The 16,324-nt window shown below is 65.1% G+C and carries 19 protein-coding genes; 10 read left to right on the forward strand and 9 right to left on the reverse strand.

Features of this window, described 5'->3' with window-relative positions; genetic code table 11:
* Positions 1–443: 443 nt before the first annotated feature.
* From H1B27_RS29890 to H1B27_RS29910, 5 genes are all read left to right on the forward strand, one after another.
* Entirely contained in the window at positions 444–1,064 is a 621-nt protein-coding gene (locus H1B27_RS29890) for a PilZ domain-containing protein (RefSeq protein ID WP_197968526.1), read from the forward strand.
* Positions 1,065–1,167: 103 nt separating this feature from the next.
* The gene (locus H1B27_RS29895; protein ID WP_061880409.1) at positions 1,168–1,440 is read left to right on the forward strand and encodes a hypothetical protein; all 273 of its coding nucleotides are present in this window, start codon (positions 1,168–1,170) and stop codon (positions 1,438–1,440) included.
* Positions 1,441–1,803: 363 nt separating this feature from the next.
* The gene (locus H1B27_RS29900; protein ID WP_028177540.1) at positions 1,804–2,844 is read left to right on the forward strand and encodes a PrsW family glutamic-type intramembrane protease; all 1,041 of its coding nucleotides are present in this window, start codon (positions 1,804–1,806) and stop codon (positions 2,842–2,844) included.
* A 73-nt stretch (positions 2,845–2,917) separates the two neighbouring features.
* Positions 2,918–3,496: an HdeD family acid-resistance protein gene (locus H1B27_RS29905; RefSeq protein ID WP_061880407.1), complete on the forward strand. Its 579-nt coding sequence runs from the start codon at positions 2,918–2,920 to the stop codon at positions 3,494–3,496.
* 235 nt (positions 3,497–3,731) lie between these two features.
* Positions 3,732–4,817 carry a 3-deoxy-7-phosphoheptulonate synthase gene (locus H1B27_RS29910; RefSeq protein ID WP_061880406.1) on the forward strand — a complete coding sequence of 362 codons (1,086 nt, stop codon included), beginning with the start codon at positions 3,732–3,734 and terminating at the stop codon, positions 4,815–4,817.
* A 162-nt stretch (positions 4,818–4,979) separates the two neighbouring features.
* Here H1B27_RS29910 and H1B27_RS29915 read toward each other — a convergent pair whose 3' ends face one another.
* Genes H1B27_RS29915 through epmA form a run of 3 tightly spaced genes read right to left on the reverse strand, consistent with a single transcriptional unit; the run spans position 4,980 to position 7,421 of the window.
* Positions 4,980–5,234 (reverse strand): hypothetical protein, encoded by a 255-nt coding sequence (locus tag H1B27_RS29915; RefSeq protein WP_061880405.1) that lies wholly within the window; start codon positions 5,232–5,234, stop codon positions 4,980–4,982.
* Positions 5,235–5,277: 43 nt separating this feature from the next.
* Positions 5,278–6,372 (reverse strand): lysine-2,3-aminomutase-like protein, encoded by a 1,095-nt coding sequence (locus H1B27_RS29920; protein WP_197968527.1) that lies wholly within the window; start codon positions 6,370–6,372, stop codon positions 5,278–5,280.
* Positions 6,369–7,421, reverse strand: coding sequence for an EF-P lysine aminoacylase EpmA (gene epmA, locus H1B27_RS29925; RefSeq protein WP_197968528.1), 1,053 nt, complete (start codon positions 7,419–7,421; stop codon positions 6,369–6,371). Before epmA ends, H1B27_RS29920 begins: the two co-directional genes overlap by 4 nt.
* Before the next feature lie 162 nt (positions 7,422–7,583).
* Here epmA and efp point away from each other — a divergent pair, with 162 nt between their 5' ends.
* From efp to H1B27_RS29940, 3 genes are all read left to right on the forward strand, one after another.
* A complete protein-coding gene (efp, locus tag H1B27_RS29930) occupies positions 7,584–8,150 on the forward strand; it encodes an elongation factor P (RefSeq protein ID WP_028177546.1) in 567 nt (188 codons plus the stop codon).
* A gap of 44 nt (positions 8,151–8,194) precedes the next feature.
* Positions 8,195–9,796, forward strand: coding sequence for a M23 family peptidase (locus H1B27_RS29935; RefSeq protein ID WP_197968529.1), 1,602 nt, complete (start codon positions 8,195–8,197; stop codon positions 9,794–9,796).
* An 84-nt stretch (positions 9,797–9,880) separates the two neighbouring features.
* Positions 9,881–10,867 (forward strand): DUF808 domain-containing protein, encoded by a 987-nt coding sequence (locus tag H1B27_RS29940; RefSeq protein WP_197968530.1) that lies wholly within the window; start codon positions 9,881–9,883, stop codon positions 10,865–10,867.
* A 27-nt stretch (positions 10,868–10,894) separates the two neighbouring features.
* Here H1B27_RS29940 and H1B27_RS29945 read toward each other — a convergent pair whose 3' ends face one another.
* Positions 10,895–11,398 (reverse strand): cupin domain-containing protein, encoded by a 504-nt coding sequence (locus tag H1B27_RS29945; RefSeq protein ID WP_197968531.1) that lies wholly within the window; start codon positions 11,396–11,398, stop codon positions 10,895–10,897.
* Positions 11,399–11,417: 19 nt separating this feature from the next.
* Positions 11,418–11,897, reverse strand: a complete 480-nt coding sequence (locus H1B27_RS29950) for a carboxymuconolactone decarboxylase family protein (RefSeq protein ID WP_197968532.1) — start codon at positions 11,895–11,897, stop codon at positions 11,418–11,420.
* 54 nt (positions 11,898–11,951) lie between these two features.
* Here H1B27_RS29950 and H1B27_RS29955 point away from each other — a divergent pair, with 54 nt between their 5' ends.
* Entirely contained in the window at positions 11,952–12,479 is a 528-nt protein-coding gene (locus H1B27_RS29955; protein ID WP_197968533.1) for a MarR family winged helix-turn-helix transcriptional regulator, read from the forward strand.
* A 50-nt stretch (positions 12,480–12,529) separates the two neighbouring features.
* Here the strand turns inward: H1B27_RS29955 and H1B27_RS29960 are convergent, their stop codons facing one another.
* A complete protein-coding gene (locus H1B27_RS29960; RefSeq protein ID WP_197968534.1) occupies positions 12,530–12,781 on the reverse strand; it encodes a hypothetical protein in 252 nt (83 codons plus the stop codon).
* Positions 12,782–12,848: 67 nt separating this feature from the next.
* A complete protein-coding gene (locus H1B27_RS29965) occupies positions 12,849–13,106 on the reverse strand; it encodes a hypothetical protein (RefSeq protein WP_131868524.1) in 258 nt (85 codons plus the stop codon).
* 146 nt (positions 13,107–13,252) lie between these two features.
* On the opposite strand from H1B27_RS29965, the gene H1B27_RS29970 reads away from it, so the two are divergent.
* Positions 13,253–14,482: a lytic murein transglycosylase gene (locus H1B27_RS29970; protein WP_197968535.1), complete on the forward strand. Its 1,230-nt coding sequence runs from the start codon at positions 13,253–13,255 to the stop codon at positions 14,480–14,482.
* 106 nt (positions 14,483–14,588) lie between these two features.
* Here H1B27_RS29970 and H1B27_RS29975 read toward each other — a convergent pair whose 3' ends face one another.
* Both H1B27_RS29975 and H1B27_RS29980 read right to left on the reverse strand, forming a co-directional pair.
* Positions 14,589–15,386, reverse strand: a complete 798-nt coding sequence (locus H1B27_RS29975) for an aldolase (protein ID WP_061880394.1) — start codon at positions 15,384–15,386, stop codon at positions 14,589–14,591.
* Between the two features lie 96 nt (positions 15,387–15,482).
* On the reverse strand, positions 15,483–16,292 hold the full coding sequence (locus tag H1B27_RS29980) for an SDR family NAD(P)-dependent oxidoreductase (RefSeq protein WP_061880393.1): 810 nt from the start codon (positions 16,290–16,292) through the stop codon (positions 15,483–15,485).
* Positions 16,293–16,324 lie beyond the last annotated feature (32 nt).

Here is a 16,324-nt window from a genome sequence, read left to right on the forward strand (position 1 = left end):
GATCCGAAATTGAAGCGCCGCGTCTGGGGCTGGTGAGGCAGCGGGGTCGGTTGGCTTTCTACGCATGGCAGCTTTCTCTTAGCCGATCCCCTTCAACTTGGCACGCTCGGCTTGGGCGAACGCCTCGGCATCCTTCAGCCTCGGCCTTCGGGCGGCCCTTTAGCAGGTCAGCCAGCGATCCAGAACGGGCGAGCGACATGCTGGCGAACCACCGCGGTCAACCATCTGAGATTGCTCATGGTGGCCCTTGCTGGCGCTGCTGGTCTGATCGCCACCGCTTGATTCCGCAGCGAGGATGTTGCGACCTTACGCCGCGAGCCGTCGCTCGACTCCGGTCTGCGCATTTACCGGAAATTTACCCCTGCTCATGTTCGCCGGTATCAATTGCTTAGAGTTTCGCCGCTAGCCGTGGAACCCACGGAATCCCAAACAGATCGGCGCTCATGTCCGTCGAAGAGTTCCTCAGGCAACGGGCAGTGGACGTTGCGGTGAGCGGCAGCTACTCGCTCTCCCGCTGGTACGATTGCGAGGGCAAGCTGCGCAGCTTCGCCTGCCGGACCAAGCGCGTCTCGCCCTTCCGCATGATCGTGGACGTGCCTGTCGTCGGCAAGGTCGGCGAGCGCGTGACCTCCTACTTCCAGGATTTCGGCGAATTCCAGTGCACCATCAGCGCGACGCTGAAGGCGGGCTTCCTGATCGAGCTCGACATGACGCGGGCGCGGCGCGCCTGGATGTCGGAAAAGCTGACCTGGCTCGAAAAGAAGCAGAAGGATGCCAGCGTTCGCGAGCTACGGCGCGACGCGCGCTTCGTTCCGCAGGTCTCGCACACCGTCCTGACCCTCGCGGACGGGAGCACTCATTCCTGCTTCATCATCGATGTCTCGACCGCCGGCGTCGCGGTGTCCTCCGAGTACGATCCGCCGGTCGGAACCCCGCTTGCGGTCGGTGCCTGCGTCGGGCGGGTGATCCGCAAATTCGCGCATGGCTTTGCGGTCAAATTCGCCGAGAAGCAGTCCCGGGACGACCTCGTCCGCCTGATCGTGCGCGCATCGCAGCCGGCCTGATCCACCGCGTCGCTGCCCTATCGCGGCCAAAATGCGGTCTCAGCCTATGTAGGTCTGTGCCTCGGGCCGGACGTCATCTGCAGACTTGCGCTCGGGGGACCGAATGGCAGTCGACAAGATCACAGCTGATAAAATCACAGTCGATAAGATCACTTGGGACAGGGTCGGCCGGGTCACCGAGCCCGGCCGCTACATGTACACGTTCGGCTGGCTCACCATCACCGCCGGCGATATCGAGATCTGGAAGCGGTACCCACAGGCTGCGTTCACCCTGCTGGCGCAACCGGCCGATCCGGACGCATCGATCGGCGAAGAATTCCACCTCGGCGCCTTCGACGTCGCTCCCGGCGCCGCGCCGCCATTCACCACGCATTGAAGAACGGCTTCGAGGCCGCCGAGTCGCTGCAGCGCAAGTAGTAAGCCGCCGCGCGCTGCCTTGAGAGGTCATACTGCCCGCTGATCCGCTGCCGGGACAGGTGTGCAGTGAATCGAAGAAACCTACGCATTTCCTTGATCTGCCTTGCCAATCCCGGACCCGACATCCGACGCAAGGTCGTTGCCATGGATGACGAGGATTTTTTGTCATGCAATTGATTGCGCTTGTATTCTACTGCTTCGCAGGCGACGGGAATGAACGGCAGCTGTCGCCCGCATTCAGCGAGCCGACAGCAGGCGCATGACACATGGTCGCATCGGCCGCCGTAGATAAGCGGATCAAGGGAACCTATTTTCGGCGCCAATGTATCTGATCGAAGCGCTCCCCACCGTGATTGGAACTGCGGCCATCGCCCCGGCGCTGCTGATGCTGTGGCTTGTCATCGCGGCCGAAGAGCGCCCTGGTCCGCCGGCCCAGGTCTGGACTGCCTTCCTGCTCGGCGCGGCCAGCATTTCGCTCCTGGGGCTCGCCCGCGCTCCCTTCGCCAAGATGGTCGCAGCCCCCGACGACCCCTGGGCGGCGCTGGCCATGCATTCGATCTTCGGCGTCGCGCTGCCTGAAGAGGCCGTCAAGGTGATCGCCATCGTGCTGATTTCGTCGACCAAGCGGCGGACCTTCTCCAATCCAATGGACACCGTGGTCTATGGCGCCGCGGTCGGCCTCGGCTTCGCCGCCTACGAGAACCTCGCCTATCTGGTCCAGCACGCGGAGATGTGGCGCTCGCTGGCCGCCCTGCGCAGCGTGCTGACCGTGCCCTTCCACGGCGCACTCGGCATCATCGCGGGCGCCTACCTGACGATCGCACGCGCAGGCACGGCACTGGGCGCCAACCGCCGCCATCGCGATTGGGCACGCCTCTCCAGCCGGCTACTGATCTTCGCCGCCCCGCTCGCGCTGCATTCGGCCTTCGACTTCCCGTTGCTGGCGCTCCAGCGCATGCCCGATCTCGATCCGACGCTCCGGATGTGGCTGGGCGCCGCGAGCCTCCTGGTCGGCTTCGGCTCGATTGCTTTCGCCATCCGCCTGGTCCGGCGCGTCGCGCGCCACCATGCGCCGCGGACCGATGTCGCGCGCGAGCGGCTCAGCCAGCTCCGCCGGATGTGGGCGCTGCTGCTGGCCGGCGGCGGCATCGGCTTTCTGGGGCTCGCCTTCGTGCTGACCTCGATCCATCACTGGCTGATCAATCCCGAGCGTAACCTGACGCTGGCGCTGATTCCGATTGGTTTCGTCTCGATCCTGCTCGGCCTCGCGCTTCTGATTGTCACGACGGCGATCTACATTCTCGGCCGCAACCGCATCCGCACCAGCGCGGAAGGCTTTTCGTCGGCACCCGGCGGCGGCTGAGCCGCGCGATGGCAGGCGCGGTGCACACATACTAGATTGAGCGGCATGGGCTGCTGACGAGATCGAGGACTTCATGACATCGCCTGAGGAATTTTCACGGCTGCAATCCGCAATGAACCAGGCGGTCAAGACGCATTGGAAGGCCTTCCTGTTCGAGGGCATCCTGCTCGTGGTTCTCGGCGTTGCTGCATTGGTTCTCCCGCCGCTTGCAAGTCTTGCGACGGCGATCTTCCTCGGCTGGATGTTCCTGATCGGCGGCATCGGCGGGCTGATCGCGACCTATTGGGCGCGCAGCACGCCGGGCTTCTGGTGGTCGCTGATCTCGGCCGCGCTGGCCGTGCTCACCGGCATGCTGCTGCTGGCCCGGCCGATGCAGGCCGTACTGACGCTGACCATCGTGCTCGGCGCCTATTTCCTGGCGGAGGGCGTCGCTACCATCATGTACGCGCTGGAGCACCGCCGCGAGCTGAGCGGCCGCTGGTCGTGGCTCCTGGTCTCCGGTCTCGTCGACATCGCGATCTCGTTCATGGTGATCACGGGACTGCCAAGCTCGGCGGACTGGGCGATCGGCGTGCTCGTCGGTATCAACCTGCTGTTCGGCGGCGCCACCTTGATCGGCATGGCAATGGCGGCACGCAACAGCAAGACCTGAGGCGCCTCGCCGCCCTACGCGCCGATTGGGGGGTGACAAGCCGCCAGCGGCAGGCTATATGGCCTGCCATGATCACCGTCGCCACCAGCTATTTTTGGTATTTTAGCTACGACAGCTCGCTGGCGGCGGGAGGATCGCGCTCAATCTGACACATTGCAGCAAACGTCCGAACAAGCCGCCAGACCTGGCGGCTTTTTTATTGGCCGGCAGGTTCTAAAACAGACAGGAGCCCGCCGTGCTGAGCACGACCGACGATCTTCGTATCCGCGAACTGAAAGAACTGAGCACGCCGGCAGAGGTGATGCGAGAGGTCCCGCGCACGCTCACCGCGACGCGCGTGGTGATGGCCGCCCGCAATGCCATCCACGCCATCCTGAGCGGCCAGGACGACCGCCTGCTGGTCGTGGTCGGCCCCTGCTCGGTGCATGATCCCGAGGCCGCACTCGACTACGCCGAGCGCCTTGCGCGCTTGCGCGAGGACCTTGCCGACCAGCTCGAGATCGTGATGCGGGTCTATTTCGAGAAGCCGCGGACCACCGTCGGCTGGAAGGGCCTGATCAACGACCCAAATCTCGACGGCAGCTTCGACATCAACAAGGGCCTGCGGCTGGCGCGCAACGTGCTGTCGGCCGTGAACAATCTCGGTCTGCCCGCCGGCACCGAATTCCTGGACATGACGACGCCGCAATACATCGCCGACCTCGTCTCGTGGGCGGCGATCGGCGCGCGCACGACCGAGAGCCAGATCCACCGCGAGCTGGCCTCGGGGCTGTCCTGCCCGGTCGGTTTCAAGAACGGCACCGACGGCAACGTGCGGATCGCCGCGGACGCGGTGAAATCGGCCTCGCATCCGCATCATTTCATGGCGGTGACGAAGCTCGGCCGTTCGGCGATCGCCTCGACCGTGGGCAATGAGGACTGCCACATCATCCTGCGCGGCGGCAGCAGGCCCAACTACGACGCGGCCAGCGTTGCGGCCGCCTGTAACGAATTGACCAAATCCGGCGTCGCGCCGCTCGTGATGGTCGATGCAAGCCACGCCAATTCGAGCAAGAAGCCGGAGAATCAGCCGCTGGTGATCGCCGACATCGCCAGTCAGATTTCGGGCGGCGAAAGCCGCATCATGGGCGCGATGGTCGAGAGCAACATCGTCGCCGGTCGCCAGGACGTGGTGCCGGGCAAGCCACTCACCTACGGCCAGAGCATCACCGACGGCTGCATCGACTGGCCGACCACGGCAGGCGCGCTCGAGCAGCTCGCCGACGCCGTCGAGATCCGTCGCAACACCCGGCACGCCGGGCGGCACGAACGATCGGCCTGAGAAATCACGAGGCCAATGCATGATCCGGAAAAGTGCGCAGCGGTTCTCCGAAAAGATCATGCTTAAACAACAACCTAAGGCGCGATGACGATTCATCCTGATCGTATCGCGCTTTAGGTTGGCTCGCTCCTGACCTTCCCCGACGGGGAGAGGTCAAAGCAATCAGCAGCCGCGGCAGATGCTCCTGATCTTGCGATCGAGCTCCGCATCTTCCTTGTTCGCGGCGGTGTTCGGATCGCTCAGATTCTTCTCGCTCGGCACGTCAGCCGCACGCGGCTGGCGGTGACCAACGGGCGCCGGCCACACCGTTCCACGGCTTGCACCGGTGGAGGTCGATCCCTTCGAGCCGTTCGGCTGCGCAACCGCCGCGCCACAAAGCAAGACCACGAGCGATGCTGCCACCATGATCTTCTTCATTCTCAGTGCTCCATTCTCAAAACCGGCGCGCTCTCCACCCCACTCAGGTCTCGGGCGGGTAAAGATGAACGTCGCCGCAATAATCGACGATACGATAGCGCGTTTCGGCTCCCGCATCATCCGCATCGGGTGCGGTATTTTGCGGCGCCAGGACGTAACCTGGCCCCACCGGCGATTTGCCGGCGCCGCCGGGAATGTCGATGACATAGTCCGGCTGACATAGCCCTGACACCCGCCCGCGCAGCTGCCGCATCAGGTCCTGTCCCTCCGCCAGCGTCGTTCGCAGATGCGAGGTGCCCGGCGCGAGATCGCCGTGATGCAGATAGTAGGGCTTGATTCGGCATTCGACGAAAGCTCGCATCAAATCCGACAGAGCGGCGATGTTGTCATTGACGCCGCGCAACAGCACGGACTGGCTCACCAAGGGAACTCCGGCGTCGACGAGCCGTGCGCAGGCAGCACGTGCGGGCCCTGCCAGCTCGCGCGCGTGGTTGGCGTGCACTGCCAGCCAGGTGGTCGCGCCCGCGACCTTCAATGCCGCAACCATCTCCTCGCTGACGCGCGCGGGTTCGGCCACCGGTACGCGGGTGTGAAGACGGATGATCTTGACGTGATCGATCGCAGCCAGTTCGGCCATGATCTCGCTCATCCGCCGCGGCGACAGCATCAGGGGATCGCCACCGGTCAGAATCACTTCCCAGATCTCGTCGTGTGCCCGGATGTAGTCGATCGCCGCGCGATAAGCGCTGTCCGACAGCGCATTCTCCTTGCCGGGCCCCACCATCTCGCGGCGGAAGCAGAATCGGCAATAGACCGCGCAGACGTGAACGAGCTTGAACAACACGCGGTCGGGATAGCGATGCACGATCCCGGGAACTGGCGAATGCGGGCGGTCGCCGATCGGATCGGCATTCTCGCCCGGCCTCAGGTCCAGCTCGGCCGCGGTGGGAACGAATTGTCGCGCGATGGGGTCGTCGGGATCGCTGGTGTCGATCAGCTCGATCAGCGCCGGCGTGATCGCCACGGCATAGCGCGCGGCAACGCGTTCGAGCGCCGGCAGCGCCGCCGCGGGGGCCAGACCCTGGGCGACGAGCTCGGCAGGCTCGCGCAGAGTGCGTAAAAGGTTCGCCTTCGTCATCTCTCATCCGCAGGCGGTGTCCACACCACCTGATCAATTCGTGTTGCGCCGCTCGCCAGCATGACCAGCCGGTCGAAGCCGAGTGCGACACCACTCGCCTCCGGCATTACGGCGACCGCGGCCAGAAAGTCCTCGTCGAGCGGATAGGCTTCGCCGTAGCGGCGCTGCTTCTCCCTCATCGATTCCGTGAAGCGTTTTCGCTGCTCCTCGGCATCGGTCAGTTCGCCAAAGCCGTTGGCGAGCTCGACGCCGCACGCATAGACCTCGAATCGCTCGGCGACCCTCGGGGCGTCCGCCTTCACCCGCGCCAGCGCCGCCTCTGGAGATGGGTATTCAAACAGGATGGTCAAACGCCCCTGCCCGAGATGCGGCTCGACATGCTCGACCAGGACCTTGCTGAAGATGTCGGACCATGTGTCATCCTCGGCCACACGGACCTTACCGCGGGCCGCCGCGGCGAGCGCGTCACGGTTACCCTCGCCACCCGAAATTGTCGACAGCAGGTCGATGCCGGCGAAGCGCTCGAAGGCACCCGCGACCGTCAGGAGTTCCGGCTCGGCGAAGGGATCGGCGGTCCTGCCGCGAAAGGAAAAGGTCCCGATGCCGGTCGCCTGCGCCGCACGAGCGATTACGAGGAGACAATCGGTCATGATGGCATCATAGGGGGCACCCGCCCGGTACCATTCCAGCATGGTGAATTCGGGCAGATGCAGGTCGCCGCGCTCGCGGTCCCGAAACACCCGGGCGAACTCGAAAATCCGCGTCTCGCCCGCCGCCAGCAGCTTCTTGCAAGCGAATTCGGGCGAGGTCCGCAGGTATCGGCTGGCCCGGCTGCCGTCGGGCCGCATGATCTCGGTCCGGGGGGCGTGCAGATGGGTCTCGTTGCCCGGGGAGACCTGAAGGACCGAGGTTTCGACCTCCATGAAGCCTTGTTCGGCGAAAAAGGCCCGTAAAGCTCCGGTCACCGCGCCCCTGGCCTGGAGGAACGGCCGCCGGTCGAGGTGCCTGCCGGGCGACCAGAACGGCGACATCGGCTTGTCCCCGGCCATTAACTGACCGCTCCAGCCAGCAGCAAAGTGCTGGCATCCAACGGCAAAATCAGTATGTTGCGGCCCGAAACGGGCGCCGAGGTCCGATTTGAGGCCCCAAGTCCCCCATCAATTTGACCACGTCCTGGCCCTCGCCGGGCCAAGCAAGCAGGAAATACAGCTTTGAGAGTCATCGCCAGTTCTATTCGCAAGGGCAACGTGATCGAGCAAGACGGCAAGCTTTATGTCGTCGTGAGCGCCGAGAACATCCATCCCGGCAAGGGCACCCCGGTCAGCCAGATCGAAATGCGCCGAATCTCGGACGGGGTAAAGATCTCCGAACGCTACAAGACCACCGACCAGGTCGAAAAGGCCACGATCGAAGAGCGCAACTACACCTATCTCTATGAGGATGGCGACGGCTACCACTTCATGAACCCTGAGACCTACGACCAGGTCCAGGTCTCGAAGGACGTCGTCGGCGACGCCGCCGCGTATCTCCAGGAGAGCATGACGGTCAAGCTGTCCATGCACGACACCAACCCGGTGTCGATCGCGCTGCCGCAGCGCGTGACGCTGGAAGTGGTAGACACCGAGCCCGTGACCAAGGGTCAGACCGCCTCCTCCTCCTACAAGCCCGCGGTTCTCTCCAACGGCGTGCGCACCACCGTGCCGCCGCACATCACGGTCGGCACCCGCGTGGTGGTCATGACTGAAGACGGCTCCTACGCCGAGCGCGCCAAGGACTAAGCGGGCAATCGAGGATCGGAACAGGTACCGCCGGGGGCGAGGCAGTGGACAGGAAGAATTTCCGCTTCGTCCCGCTTCTCCTCGCGTCGCTATCGCTCCTCGCTGCCGCGCCGGTCGCTGCGGATGAATTCCGCGGCCCCTCGCTCACGGCCCTGCGCGTCGACTGGCGCGCAGCGCTCGACCAGCTCCGTGTCGAGATCAACAGTCGCCCGCAGATTGCGGGCGACTTCATCTTTGCACCCCGCCGTTCGGTCCCGCGCTACGATCCGCGCGCGATGCCCGCGCTGGTGCAGCTCAACGCGATCTCCTCGCGCTTCTTCACCGGCATCACCCGAAGTCCCGTACCCGTGCTGCTGCCGTTCGACGCTGCCGCGTACCTCGAGGCGCAGCGCAGCGGCGCGCCTGCGTCGCTCACGCTGTCGCGCTACCTGGCCGACTTCAATCCCGTCGACATGTTCGATGCCGGTCCGGCCGGCTACAGCGCGACCTTCTCGTTCGAGCCCGGCGCCGGCGAGGGTATGCCGAGCCGGCTATTCGCAAGGCCGGTCGAGGTGCAGATCACGGGCTCGGCGCTCGTCTACGACATCGCCGATCCAGCCGGCGGCAAGGGGGAGCCAGTCAAGCCGCTCGCGGCAACCTACCCGGACCTGCGCAAATTCATCCGGGAAGGCTATGTGCGCTACGCCTTCACGCGCTTCGGCGTCGCCTATGTGGTGTCGATCCAGTGCCTCGACAGCATCGCCAAGCCGCGGCGGCTCGCCTGCAAGGAAGCCTATCCAGTTGCCGAGCGCTTCTTGAAGGCCCTGCGTATCGCCGGTGGCCAGCGCATGCGGCCGTTGATGGACATTGCCTCCAACGTCCTTGACCGTCCCGCGGGACGTTCACCGGACTTCAGCTACCGGCCGAGCGGCGACATCATCCCGAACACCGGCTACCGCAAGCAAGGCGGCCATCCCGATATGATGGCCTATGCCCAGATCCGCTTTCCCCTCGACAAGGCGCCCGCCTTCGTACGCTCGCAATCCTACGGCAGGCGCGACAAGAGTGAAGGTCCGACCGCCTATCCCTGGCGCGACAATTTCTGCGAGTCGCGCAGTTTCGAAGTGTGGCAATGTGGCGGAGGCTACGGCCACCAGGGCGAGGACATCCGCGCCGCCGACTGCCCGCCGCCCGGCGAAGGCCGCGAGCCCTGCGATCCCAAGCAGCGCGCCGTCGTCGCCGTGCGTGACGCGATCGTCATCCGCGGAGCCAAGGACCAGGCCGCGACACTTCAAGTCAACAGCCGCACCGAGCACATCCGTTTCCGCTACATGCATATGAACCCGCACGCGTTGAACGCCGATGGCGTGCTCAATGGCCGCATCGTCACCGAAGGCGAGAAGATCGGTGTGATCTCGAACTATCTCGACCATCCCGCCGGCACGTCGATGCACCTGCATTTCGATGTGCAGGTGTTCACACGCGACGGCTGGATCTGGGTCAGCCCCTACGTCACGCTGGTCTCGGCCTATGAGCGCCTGATCCGCGCCCGCGGCCGCGAAGTCGGCCCGGAGATCGCAGGCACGGCGCAGCCGGTCGCCCATGCGCTGCCGGAGGATGTGATCAAGCCGGACCTGCGCGAGGGATCGAGCGGCGAGGACAATTGACGGCTTGCTCGCTCCCGATGCCGGGCGGCCCAAGAGCGTGTCATCGCGCAAACCTGCCGGCTCAATGAAGAAGGGACACGGTTCATGAGTGTCGGACTGATCGGTCTTCTCGACGATGTCGCGGCGATTGCAAAGGTGGCAGCAGCTTCGCTCGACGATGTGGCGAGCCAGGCCGCCAAAGCGGGCACGAAGGCGGCAGGCGTGGTCATCGACGACGCCGCCGTCACGCCGAACTACGTCATCGGCTTTGCCTCGAAACGCGAGCTGCCGATCGTCGGCAAGATTGCGGCCGGATCGCTGCGCAACAAATTGCTGATTCTGCTTCCCATTGCCCTGCTGCTTGGCTACTTCCTTCCCGCCGCGGTCACGCCGCTGCTCATGCTGGGCGGAGCCTTTCTCTGCTACGAGGGCGCCGAAAAGGTGCTCGAAGCCGTGCTGCCGCATCATGCGCACCACCACGAAGCTCAGCTGCAGCCGATTGCGTTGAATGCCCGGTCGGTCGAGGACGAGAAGGTCGCGAGCGCCATCAAGACGGACTTCATCCTGTCGGCGGAGATCATGGCGATCACGCTGGCGGCCCTCCCGGCGGGCAGCATCTGGACGCAGGCGCTGGTGCTGGCGCTGGTCGGCCTCTGCATCACCGTCGGGGTTTACGGCGTGGTGGCCCTGATCGTGAAGGCGGACGATGTCGGCATGGCCCTTGCGCGCTATGACGGCACCTCGATCATCGGCAGCGGAATCCGCTTGCTTGGACGCGCGCTCGTCCGCGGCATGCCCATCTTCCTGGCGGTGCTGAGCACCATCGGCACCGCCGCCATGATCTGGGTCGGCGGCGGCATCATCCTGCACGGCATCGAAAAATACGGCCCACCCGTGGTCGGCCACACGGTCCATGCCGTCACCGAGGCTGCCGCACACCTCCTTCCCTCCGTTGCGGGCGTCATCGAATGGTCGGTCGAGGCAGCCATCTCGGGCGTGCTTGGACTGCTTGTCGGCGCACTCGCGATTCCGGCCGTCGAATACGGTCTCGCACCGGCATGGAAACGGTTGAGGCGATCGCGATCGGCCTGAACATGCGGTGGCGGAGTGCGCGTGCAGCTACTCGATGAACGTCGTCAGTTGCGCGCCCTCGTCTGCGACGAACACCGCGATCAACTCCGCCGGCTCCGTCATACTGGCATTGGCCGAGACCAGATGCGTCGAGCCCGGCGGCTCGAAGAAGGACTGGCCGACGCCGAACGTCTCGACCGGGCCGCCGCCGAGCTGCGAGCGGATTTCGCCCTTCGTGATGTAGGCGGTGACAGAGCCCGCGTGACGATGCGGCCGCGAAAATCCGCCGGGACCGTAGGACACGCGCACGATGGTCACGCGCTTGCCCGGGACGTTCGGAAGCGCATAGGACCCGATCGGCTCGACCTTGTCGAGCGGCGAGCTCTCCGCCGCCGTGGCGCAGAGCGGTGCCAGCACTCCGGATACACTGTCGATCGTCAACGGCAGCACCTTGCCGATCGCAAGCGCGCAGGCGAGCCCTGCGACGACGGCAAGCGCCGTTGAACGTGACGGCATCGGGCACTGCACGGCAGAAAAGCTCATGGCTGTCATCGTGACCTCCCCTTGCCCCTCAGGATGCAGCTGCAGCGGCTGCGACCGGCCGCTTTGCCGGCGTCCAGCGAAACGCTGCGCCGAAACGGTTCCAGACGTTGATCGAGGCGACCGCTGACGTCAGGTACGTCAGTTCCGTCTCGGAGAATTCGCCAGACGCTTCCGCGTAGACTTCCTCGCTGACGCCATCGGGCAGACAGGTCAGCGCCTCGGTCCAGGCCAGCGCCGCGCGCTCGCGCGGCGAAAAAATCGGCGCCTCGCGCCAGACCGCGACCAGATGAAGCTTGTCGACAGGAACGCCGATCCGTTCCGACAGCAGGACGTGGTGCTGCACACAGAAGGCGCAGCCGTTGATCTGCGAGGCGCGCAGCTTGACGAGCTCGAGCAGCTGCTTGTCGAGCCCTGCGTTGGCCGCTAGCTGACCCAGCGCAAGCACCAGATCATACACGTCCGGCGCGATCCTCTTGAAATCCTCGTATTCGCTGCGGGCATGTGACATTGCCGTTTACCTCGGAATGTTATAAGTGTATTTATATCTTATAAGAGCTCTTATATGACACGCAAGACCGCTGCCAGCACAAGGCTGAAAAACGTGCGCAACGCACCCGCGCCTGCCGGCGACACCACGCGTGTTCCCGCTCCCGGCGAAGGCAAGCGCGGCGAGCAGGGCTATCTCGGCTATCTCCTGCGTCAGGCCCATGCCGCGGTTCGCCTGACGATGGAACGGACTCTCGCCGATCTTGGCGTGACGTCGCCGCAATTTGCGGTAATGACGATGCTCAACGCCTATCCGGGCTTGTCGGGGGCCGATGTCGCCCGCCTCACTTTCCTCACGCCCCAGACCGTCGGTGTGATCATTCGCAACCTCGAACGCGACGGCGCGATCGTGATGACACCTCATCCCGTCCACGGCCGCATCCTGCAATGGACGCTGACGCCGCGCGGCGCGACGCTGTTGAACGCGTGCCGGCAGCGTGTGCTCGAATTGGAGAAGCGCCTGGCTCGGGATCTGGATTCAAAGGCCGAAACCACGATCCGGCGCTGGCTTGCCGGAATCGCGAAGGATCTGCAGGGAGACTAGGCCACCGACATTCGCAGACGTTGGTTGCCGCCTCTGCTGCAGCAGCGCGCCTATCCGCCCTTCAACGCGTTCTTGACCTCGCCGTCGGGCCAGGTCTCCTCCGCCGCGATCACCCGCACGCGGCTTTGATCGGCGGTATTCACCAGCACGTGCGAACTCATCGGGTCACTGCTCTGCTCGAGACGCAATTCGGTTTCCGGCTTCCAGCTCAGCGTGGTCGCGAGATCGCCGGGGAAAATCTGCCACTGCGATCCGTCGTCGAGTTCGACGACGTGGCTTTCCGCATGCGTGCGTATCTTCATTCGACCCCGATTCGATTTGCCGATCGTGCGAAGGAAGGCCCCGGCATCAAGCCGGGACCCTGCTCCGTCAGTCGTTGTCGTGAATGACGGTCTTGCTGCGGTTGCCGAATTCATCTTCCTTCTTGATCACCGTGGTGCGGTCGGCAGGCTCGCGTTCCCTGATGACGGTGGTGCGGTCGTGGTCGCGGTCGCGCTCACGATATTCGTGCGACTGGCCGACCGTTACGCCTGCGCCGGCCGGTCCGACGTGAACGCCGACCTCGTCGGCGAACACAGGCGCTGCGACGGCGGTGACCATGGCTGCGGCAAGCAGATATTTCCTCATCTTCTCCTCCTTCCTGGTGTGGAGGGAATGCGGGAGTGCGACACTTGTTCCGGTGGGAACCGCCGACGCAATCAGGCAGAATTCTCACATCGCCGCCGTTCCAGGAACCGACTCACACGCGCCATGTTTCCGGCTAGAATGCGCTCATGACGCACGCTGATTCCTCGCCTCGTCCAACTCGCCGCGCCCTGCTCCAATCGGCGTTCGGTGCAGCCGCCTTGCTCGCCGTCCCGACGCGCCCTCTCGCCGCGCCTCCGGGATTCGACGAATGGCGCGAGAGCTTTCGCGCCCGCGCGATGGCGAAAGGTATTTCAGCCGCGACGTGGCAGCGCGCGATGGGGCGGATCGATCCGGACATGAGCGTATTCAAGCAGATGCGCAACCAGCCGGAATTCAACGAACAGCTCTGGCAATACATCAACCGCCGCGTCTCGGACTGGCGCATCATCAACGGCAAGATCGCGCTCAAGAACAACGAGGCGCTGCTTACGCGCGTCGAGCGCGATTTCGGCGTCGAACGCGGCACGCTGCTGGCGCTGTGGGGCGTCGAGTCCGCCTATGGCGATCCCCTGGTGCAGCAGAACCACATGAGGCCGGTGTTTCCCTCGTTGGCCGCGCTCGCCTGGAACGAGCCGCGCCGCAAGGCCTATTGGGAGACCGAGTTGATCAACGCCCTGCGCATCGTCGACAAGGGCTGGAGCGCGCCCGAGGAGATGCGCGGCTCGTGGGCCGGCGCGATGGGGCATTCGCAATGGATGCCGGAGGTCTGGCTCAATGTCGGCATCGACTATGACGGCGACGGCAAGGTGTCGCCATTCGGCAAGCCCGACGACGCACTGGGCTCGACGGCGAAGTATCTCGTCAACCGCGGCAAGTGGCATCGCGGCGAGCATTGGGGCTACGAGGTGCGCGTACCCGGCGGCATGAGCGGAAGCCGCACCTACGCGGCCTGGCAGGCGGCCGGCGTCACCCGCGCCGACGGCCAGCCGTTTCCGCAGCCGAACGCATCCGCGCAGATGTGGACGCCGGTTGCGGGCGGGCCGACCTTCCTGCTCGGGCCGAATTTCTATTCGGTGAAGAGCTATAACCCTTCCATGAACTATGCGCTGGCGATCTGCCATCTCGGCGACCGCTGCCTGGGAGCGCCACCCTTCATCCAGCCCTTCCCCGGCTCCGAGCGTGCGCTAACGCTGGCCGAGGTGCAGGAGATGCAGACGCGCCTGACCAAGGCCGGCTTCGATACCGGCGGTACCGACGGACGCGTCGGCAACGACACGATGAAGGCGGTGAAGGATTTTCAGCAGCGCGCCGGCATCACGCCGGCGGATGGTTATGGTGGGCTGAAGGTGCTGGCGAAGCTGCGGCAGGGCTCGTAGGTACCCCGTCATTGCGGAGCTCGCGTAGCGAGAACCCGGAATCTCGCGCCACAATCTCTGGATTCCGGGTTCGAGGCTTCGCCTCGCCCAGGAATGACAGCCTGCCTCAGTGCCTGTATTGCGGCTCTTCCGCATCGAGCTGGCGGCGGACCGCGGCAAGATGCAGCCGCGCGGATTCGGCATCTCCCTCGCGCATCTGCTTGTAGGTCGCGGCCGCAATCGCAGGATCGACCGGCAACACCTTTCGCCCCGTCGACATCGCCAGCACCTGAACCTCGGCAGCGCGCTCAAGGTAGTAGAGATCGTCCCAGGCCTCCGCGATGGTCGGCGCCAGCACCATCACGCCGTGATGCTTCATGAAGACGATGTCGGCATCGCCGACGGCGGAGGCTATGCGCGCGCCTTCACGGTTGTCGAGTGCAAGACCGTTGTACTCGCGGTCGACCGCGGTGCGGCCGTAGAATTTCAGCGCGGTCTGGCCGGCCCAGATCAGGGGCTCGCCCTCGGTCATCGACAGCGCCGTGGCGTAGGGCATGTGGGTGTGGAAGGCGACCTTGGCGCGCGGCAGCAGCCTGTGCATCTCGGCATGGATGTAGAAGGCGGTCGCCTCCGGCACACCCTCGCCGTCGAGCACGTTGCCGTGGAAGTCGCAGATCAGGAGCTTCGATGCGGTCAGCTCGCGGAAAGCGTAGCCGTAGGGATTGACGAGAAACAGATCATCATGGCCGGGTACGACGGCCGAGAAATGATTGCAGATGCCCTCCTCGAAACCGTTGCGCGCCGCCATGCGGAAGCAGGCGGCCAGATCCTCGCGCGCGGTGCGGATCGCGTCGGTCGCGAGGTCCGGCCGGTTGGAGCGGAATGGAGCGGGCGCTGGTGAGGACGCGTGAAGGCTATGCGCCATGGCGAAGGACACCTCTGTCGGTCGGGATCTGTCAGCCTTGTACAGGGACTGCGCCTGCGCGTCAGCCCCTGCAACCGCCGCCCTGCCCTGCGCGGCTCAGGTCCGCCGCGGCACGCCGCCCGCGTTCATTCCGCCGTCGATGACGAGCTCGCTGCCGGTGACATAGCGCGAGGCATCGGACGCCAGATACAGCACGCCGGAGGCGATCTCCGCGGCATGGCCGGCACGGCCGAGGGGCGTGACGACCTTGGCGCGCTCCTCCGGATCGATCGGCGCGTTCTGGCCGGCGCCGGTCGCCCCGGTCGGGATCTTGCCCCAGATCGGGGTATCGATGATGCCGGGGTGAACCGAATTGACGCGGATGCCGTCGCCCGCCGCCGCGCACTCCATCGCGATCGATTTGGCGAACAATCGCACGCCGCCCTTGGTCGCCGAATAGGCCGACAACCCGGGCGAGCCGCGCAAGCCCGCCAGCGACGACATCATGACGATCGAGCCACCGCCGGTCTTGCGCATCAAGGGCAGGCAATGCTTGACCGAGAGGAATACGCCATCGAGATTGATCGCATTCTGCTTGCGCCAGTCAGCAAGCGCCATGTCGACGATCGAGGGCACGGCGATGCCGATGCCGGCGTTGGAGACCATGATGTCGAGCCGGCCGTAGCGCTTCGCGATGTCGGCGACGACCTCCACCCAGCGCTCCTCGCTGGTGACGTCCTGCTCCAGGAAGATCGCCTTGCCGCCGGCCTTGGTGACGCGCCTGGCGAGCTCCGGGCCGCGCAGCTCGTCGATATCGGTGATGACGACCGCGGCGCCTTCGCGCGCGAACAGCTCGACGATGGCCTCGCCGATGCCGGAAGCGCCGCCGGTCACCAGTGCGACCTTGCCCTCAACCTGCCCTGTCATGTTCACTCCCGTTTTTGTTGTTTGAGCGCGCT

The organism is Bradyrhizobium diversitatis (assembly GCF_016031635.1).
In the GTDB taxonomy this organism is placed as follows: domain Bacteria; phylum Pseudomonadota; class Alphaproteobacteria; order Rhizobiales; family Xanthobacteraceae; genus Bradyrhizobium; species Bradyrhizobium diversitatis.

Bases quoted from the DNA above. Each gene is read 5' to 3' on its own strand.
- H1B27_RS29890 (WP_197968526.1), top strand. From the start codon at position 444: ATGTCCGTCGAAGAGTTCCTCAGGCAACGGGCAGTGGACGTTGCGGTG.
- H1B27_RS29895 (WP_061880409.1), top strand. From the start codon at position 1,168: ATGGCAGTCGACAAGATCACAGCTGATAAAATCACAGTCGATAAGATC.
- H1B27_RS29900 (WP_028177540.1), top strand. From the start codon at position 1,804: ATGTATCTGATCGAAGCGCTCCCCACCGTGATTGGAACTGCGGCCATC.
- H1B27_RS29905 (WP_061880407.1), top strand. From the start codon at position 2,918: ATGACATCGCCTGAGGAATTTTCACGGCTGCAATCCGCAATGAACCAG.
- H1B27_RS29915 (WP_061880405.1), bottom strand. From the start codon at position 5,234: ATGAAGAAGATCATGGTGGCAGCATCGCTCGTGGTCTTGCTTTGTGGC.
- H1B27_RS29920 (WP_197968527.1), bottom strand. From the start codon at position 6,372: ATGACGAAGGCGAACCTTTTACGCACTCTGCGCGAGCCTGCCGAGCTC.
- epmA (WP_197968528.1), bottom strand. From the start codon at position 7,421: ATGGCCGGGGACAAGCCGATGTCGCCGTTCTGGTCGCCCGGCAGGCAC.
- H1B27_RS29940 (WP_197968530.1), top strand. From the start codon at position 9,881: ATGAGTGTCGGACTGATCGGTCTTCTCGACGATGTCGCGGCGATTGCA.
- H1B27_RS29945 (WP_197968531.1), bottom strand. From the start codon at position 11,398: ATGACAGCCATGAGCTTTTCTGCCGTGCAGTGCCCGATGCCGTCACGT.
- H1B27_RS29950 (WP_197968532.1), bottom strand. From the start codon at position 11,897: ATGTCACATGCCCGCAGCGAATACGAGGATTTCAAGAGGATCGCGCCG.
- H1B27_RS29955 (WP_197968533.1), top strand. From the start codon at position 11,952: ATGACACGCAAGACCGCTGCCAGCACAAGGCTGAAAAACGTGCGCAAC.
- H1B27_RS29960 (WP_197968534.1), bottom strand. From the start codon at position 12,781: ATGAAGATACGCACGCATGCGGAAAGCCACGTCGTCGAACTCGACGAC.
- H1B27_RS29965 (WP_131868524.1), bottom strand. From the start codon at position 13,106: ATGAGGAAATATCTGCTTGCCGCAGCCATGGTCACCGCCGTCGCAGCG.
- H1B27_RS29970 (WP_197968535.1), top strand. From the start codon at position 13,253: ATGACGCACGCTGATTCCTCGCCTCGTCCAACTCGCCGCGCCCTGCTC.
- H1B27_RS29975 (WP_061880394.1), bottom strand. From the start codon at position 15,386: ATGGCGCATAGCCTTCACGCGTCCTCACCAGCGCCCGCTCCATTCCGC.
- H1B27_RS29980 (WP_061880393.1), bottom strand. From the start codon at position 16,292: ATGACAGGGCAGGTTGAGGGCAAGGTCGCACTGGTGACCGGCGGCGCT.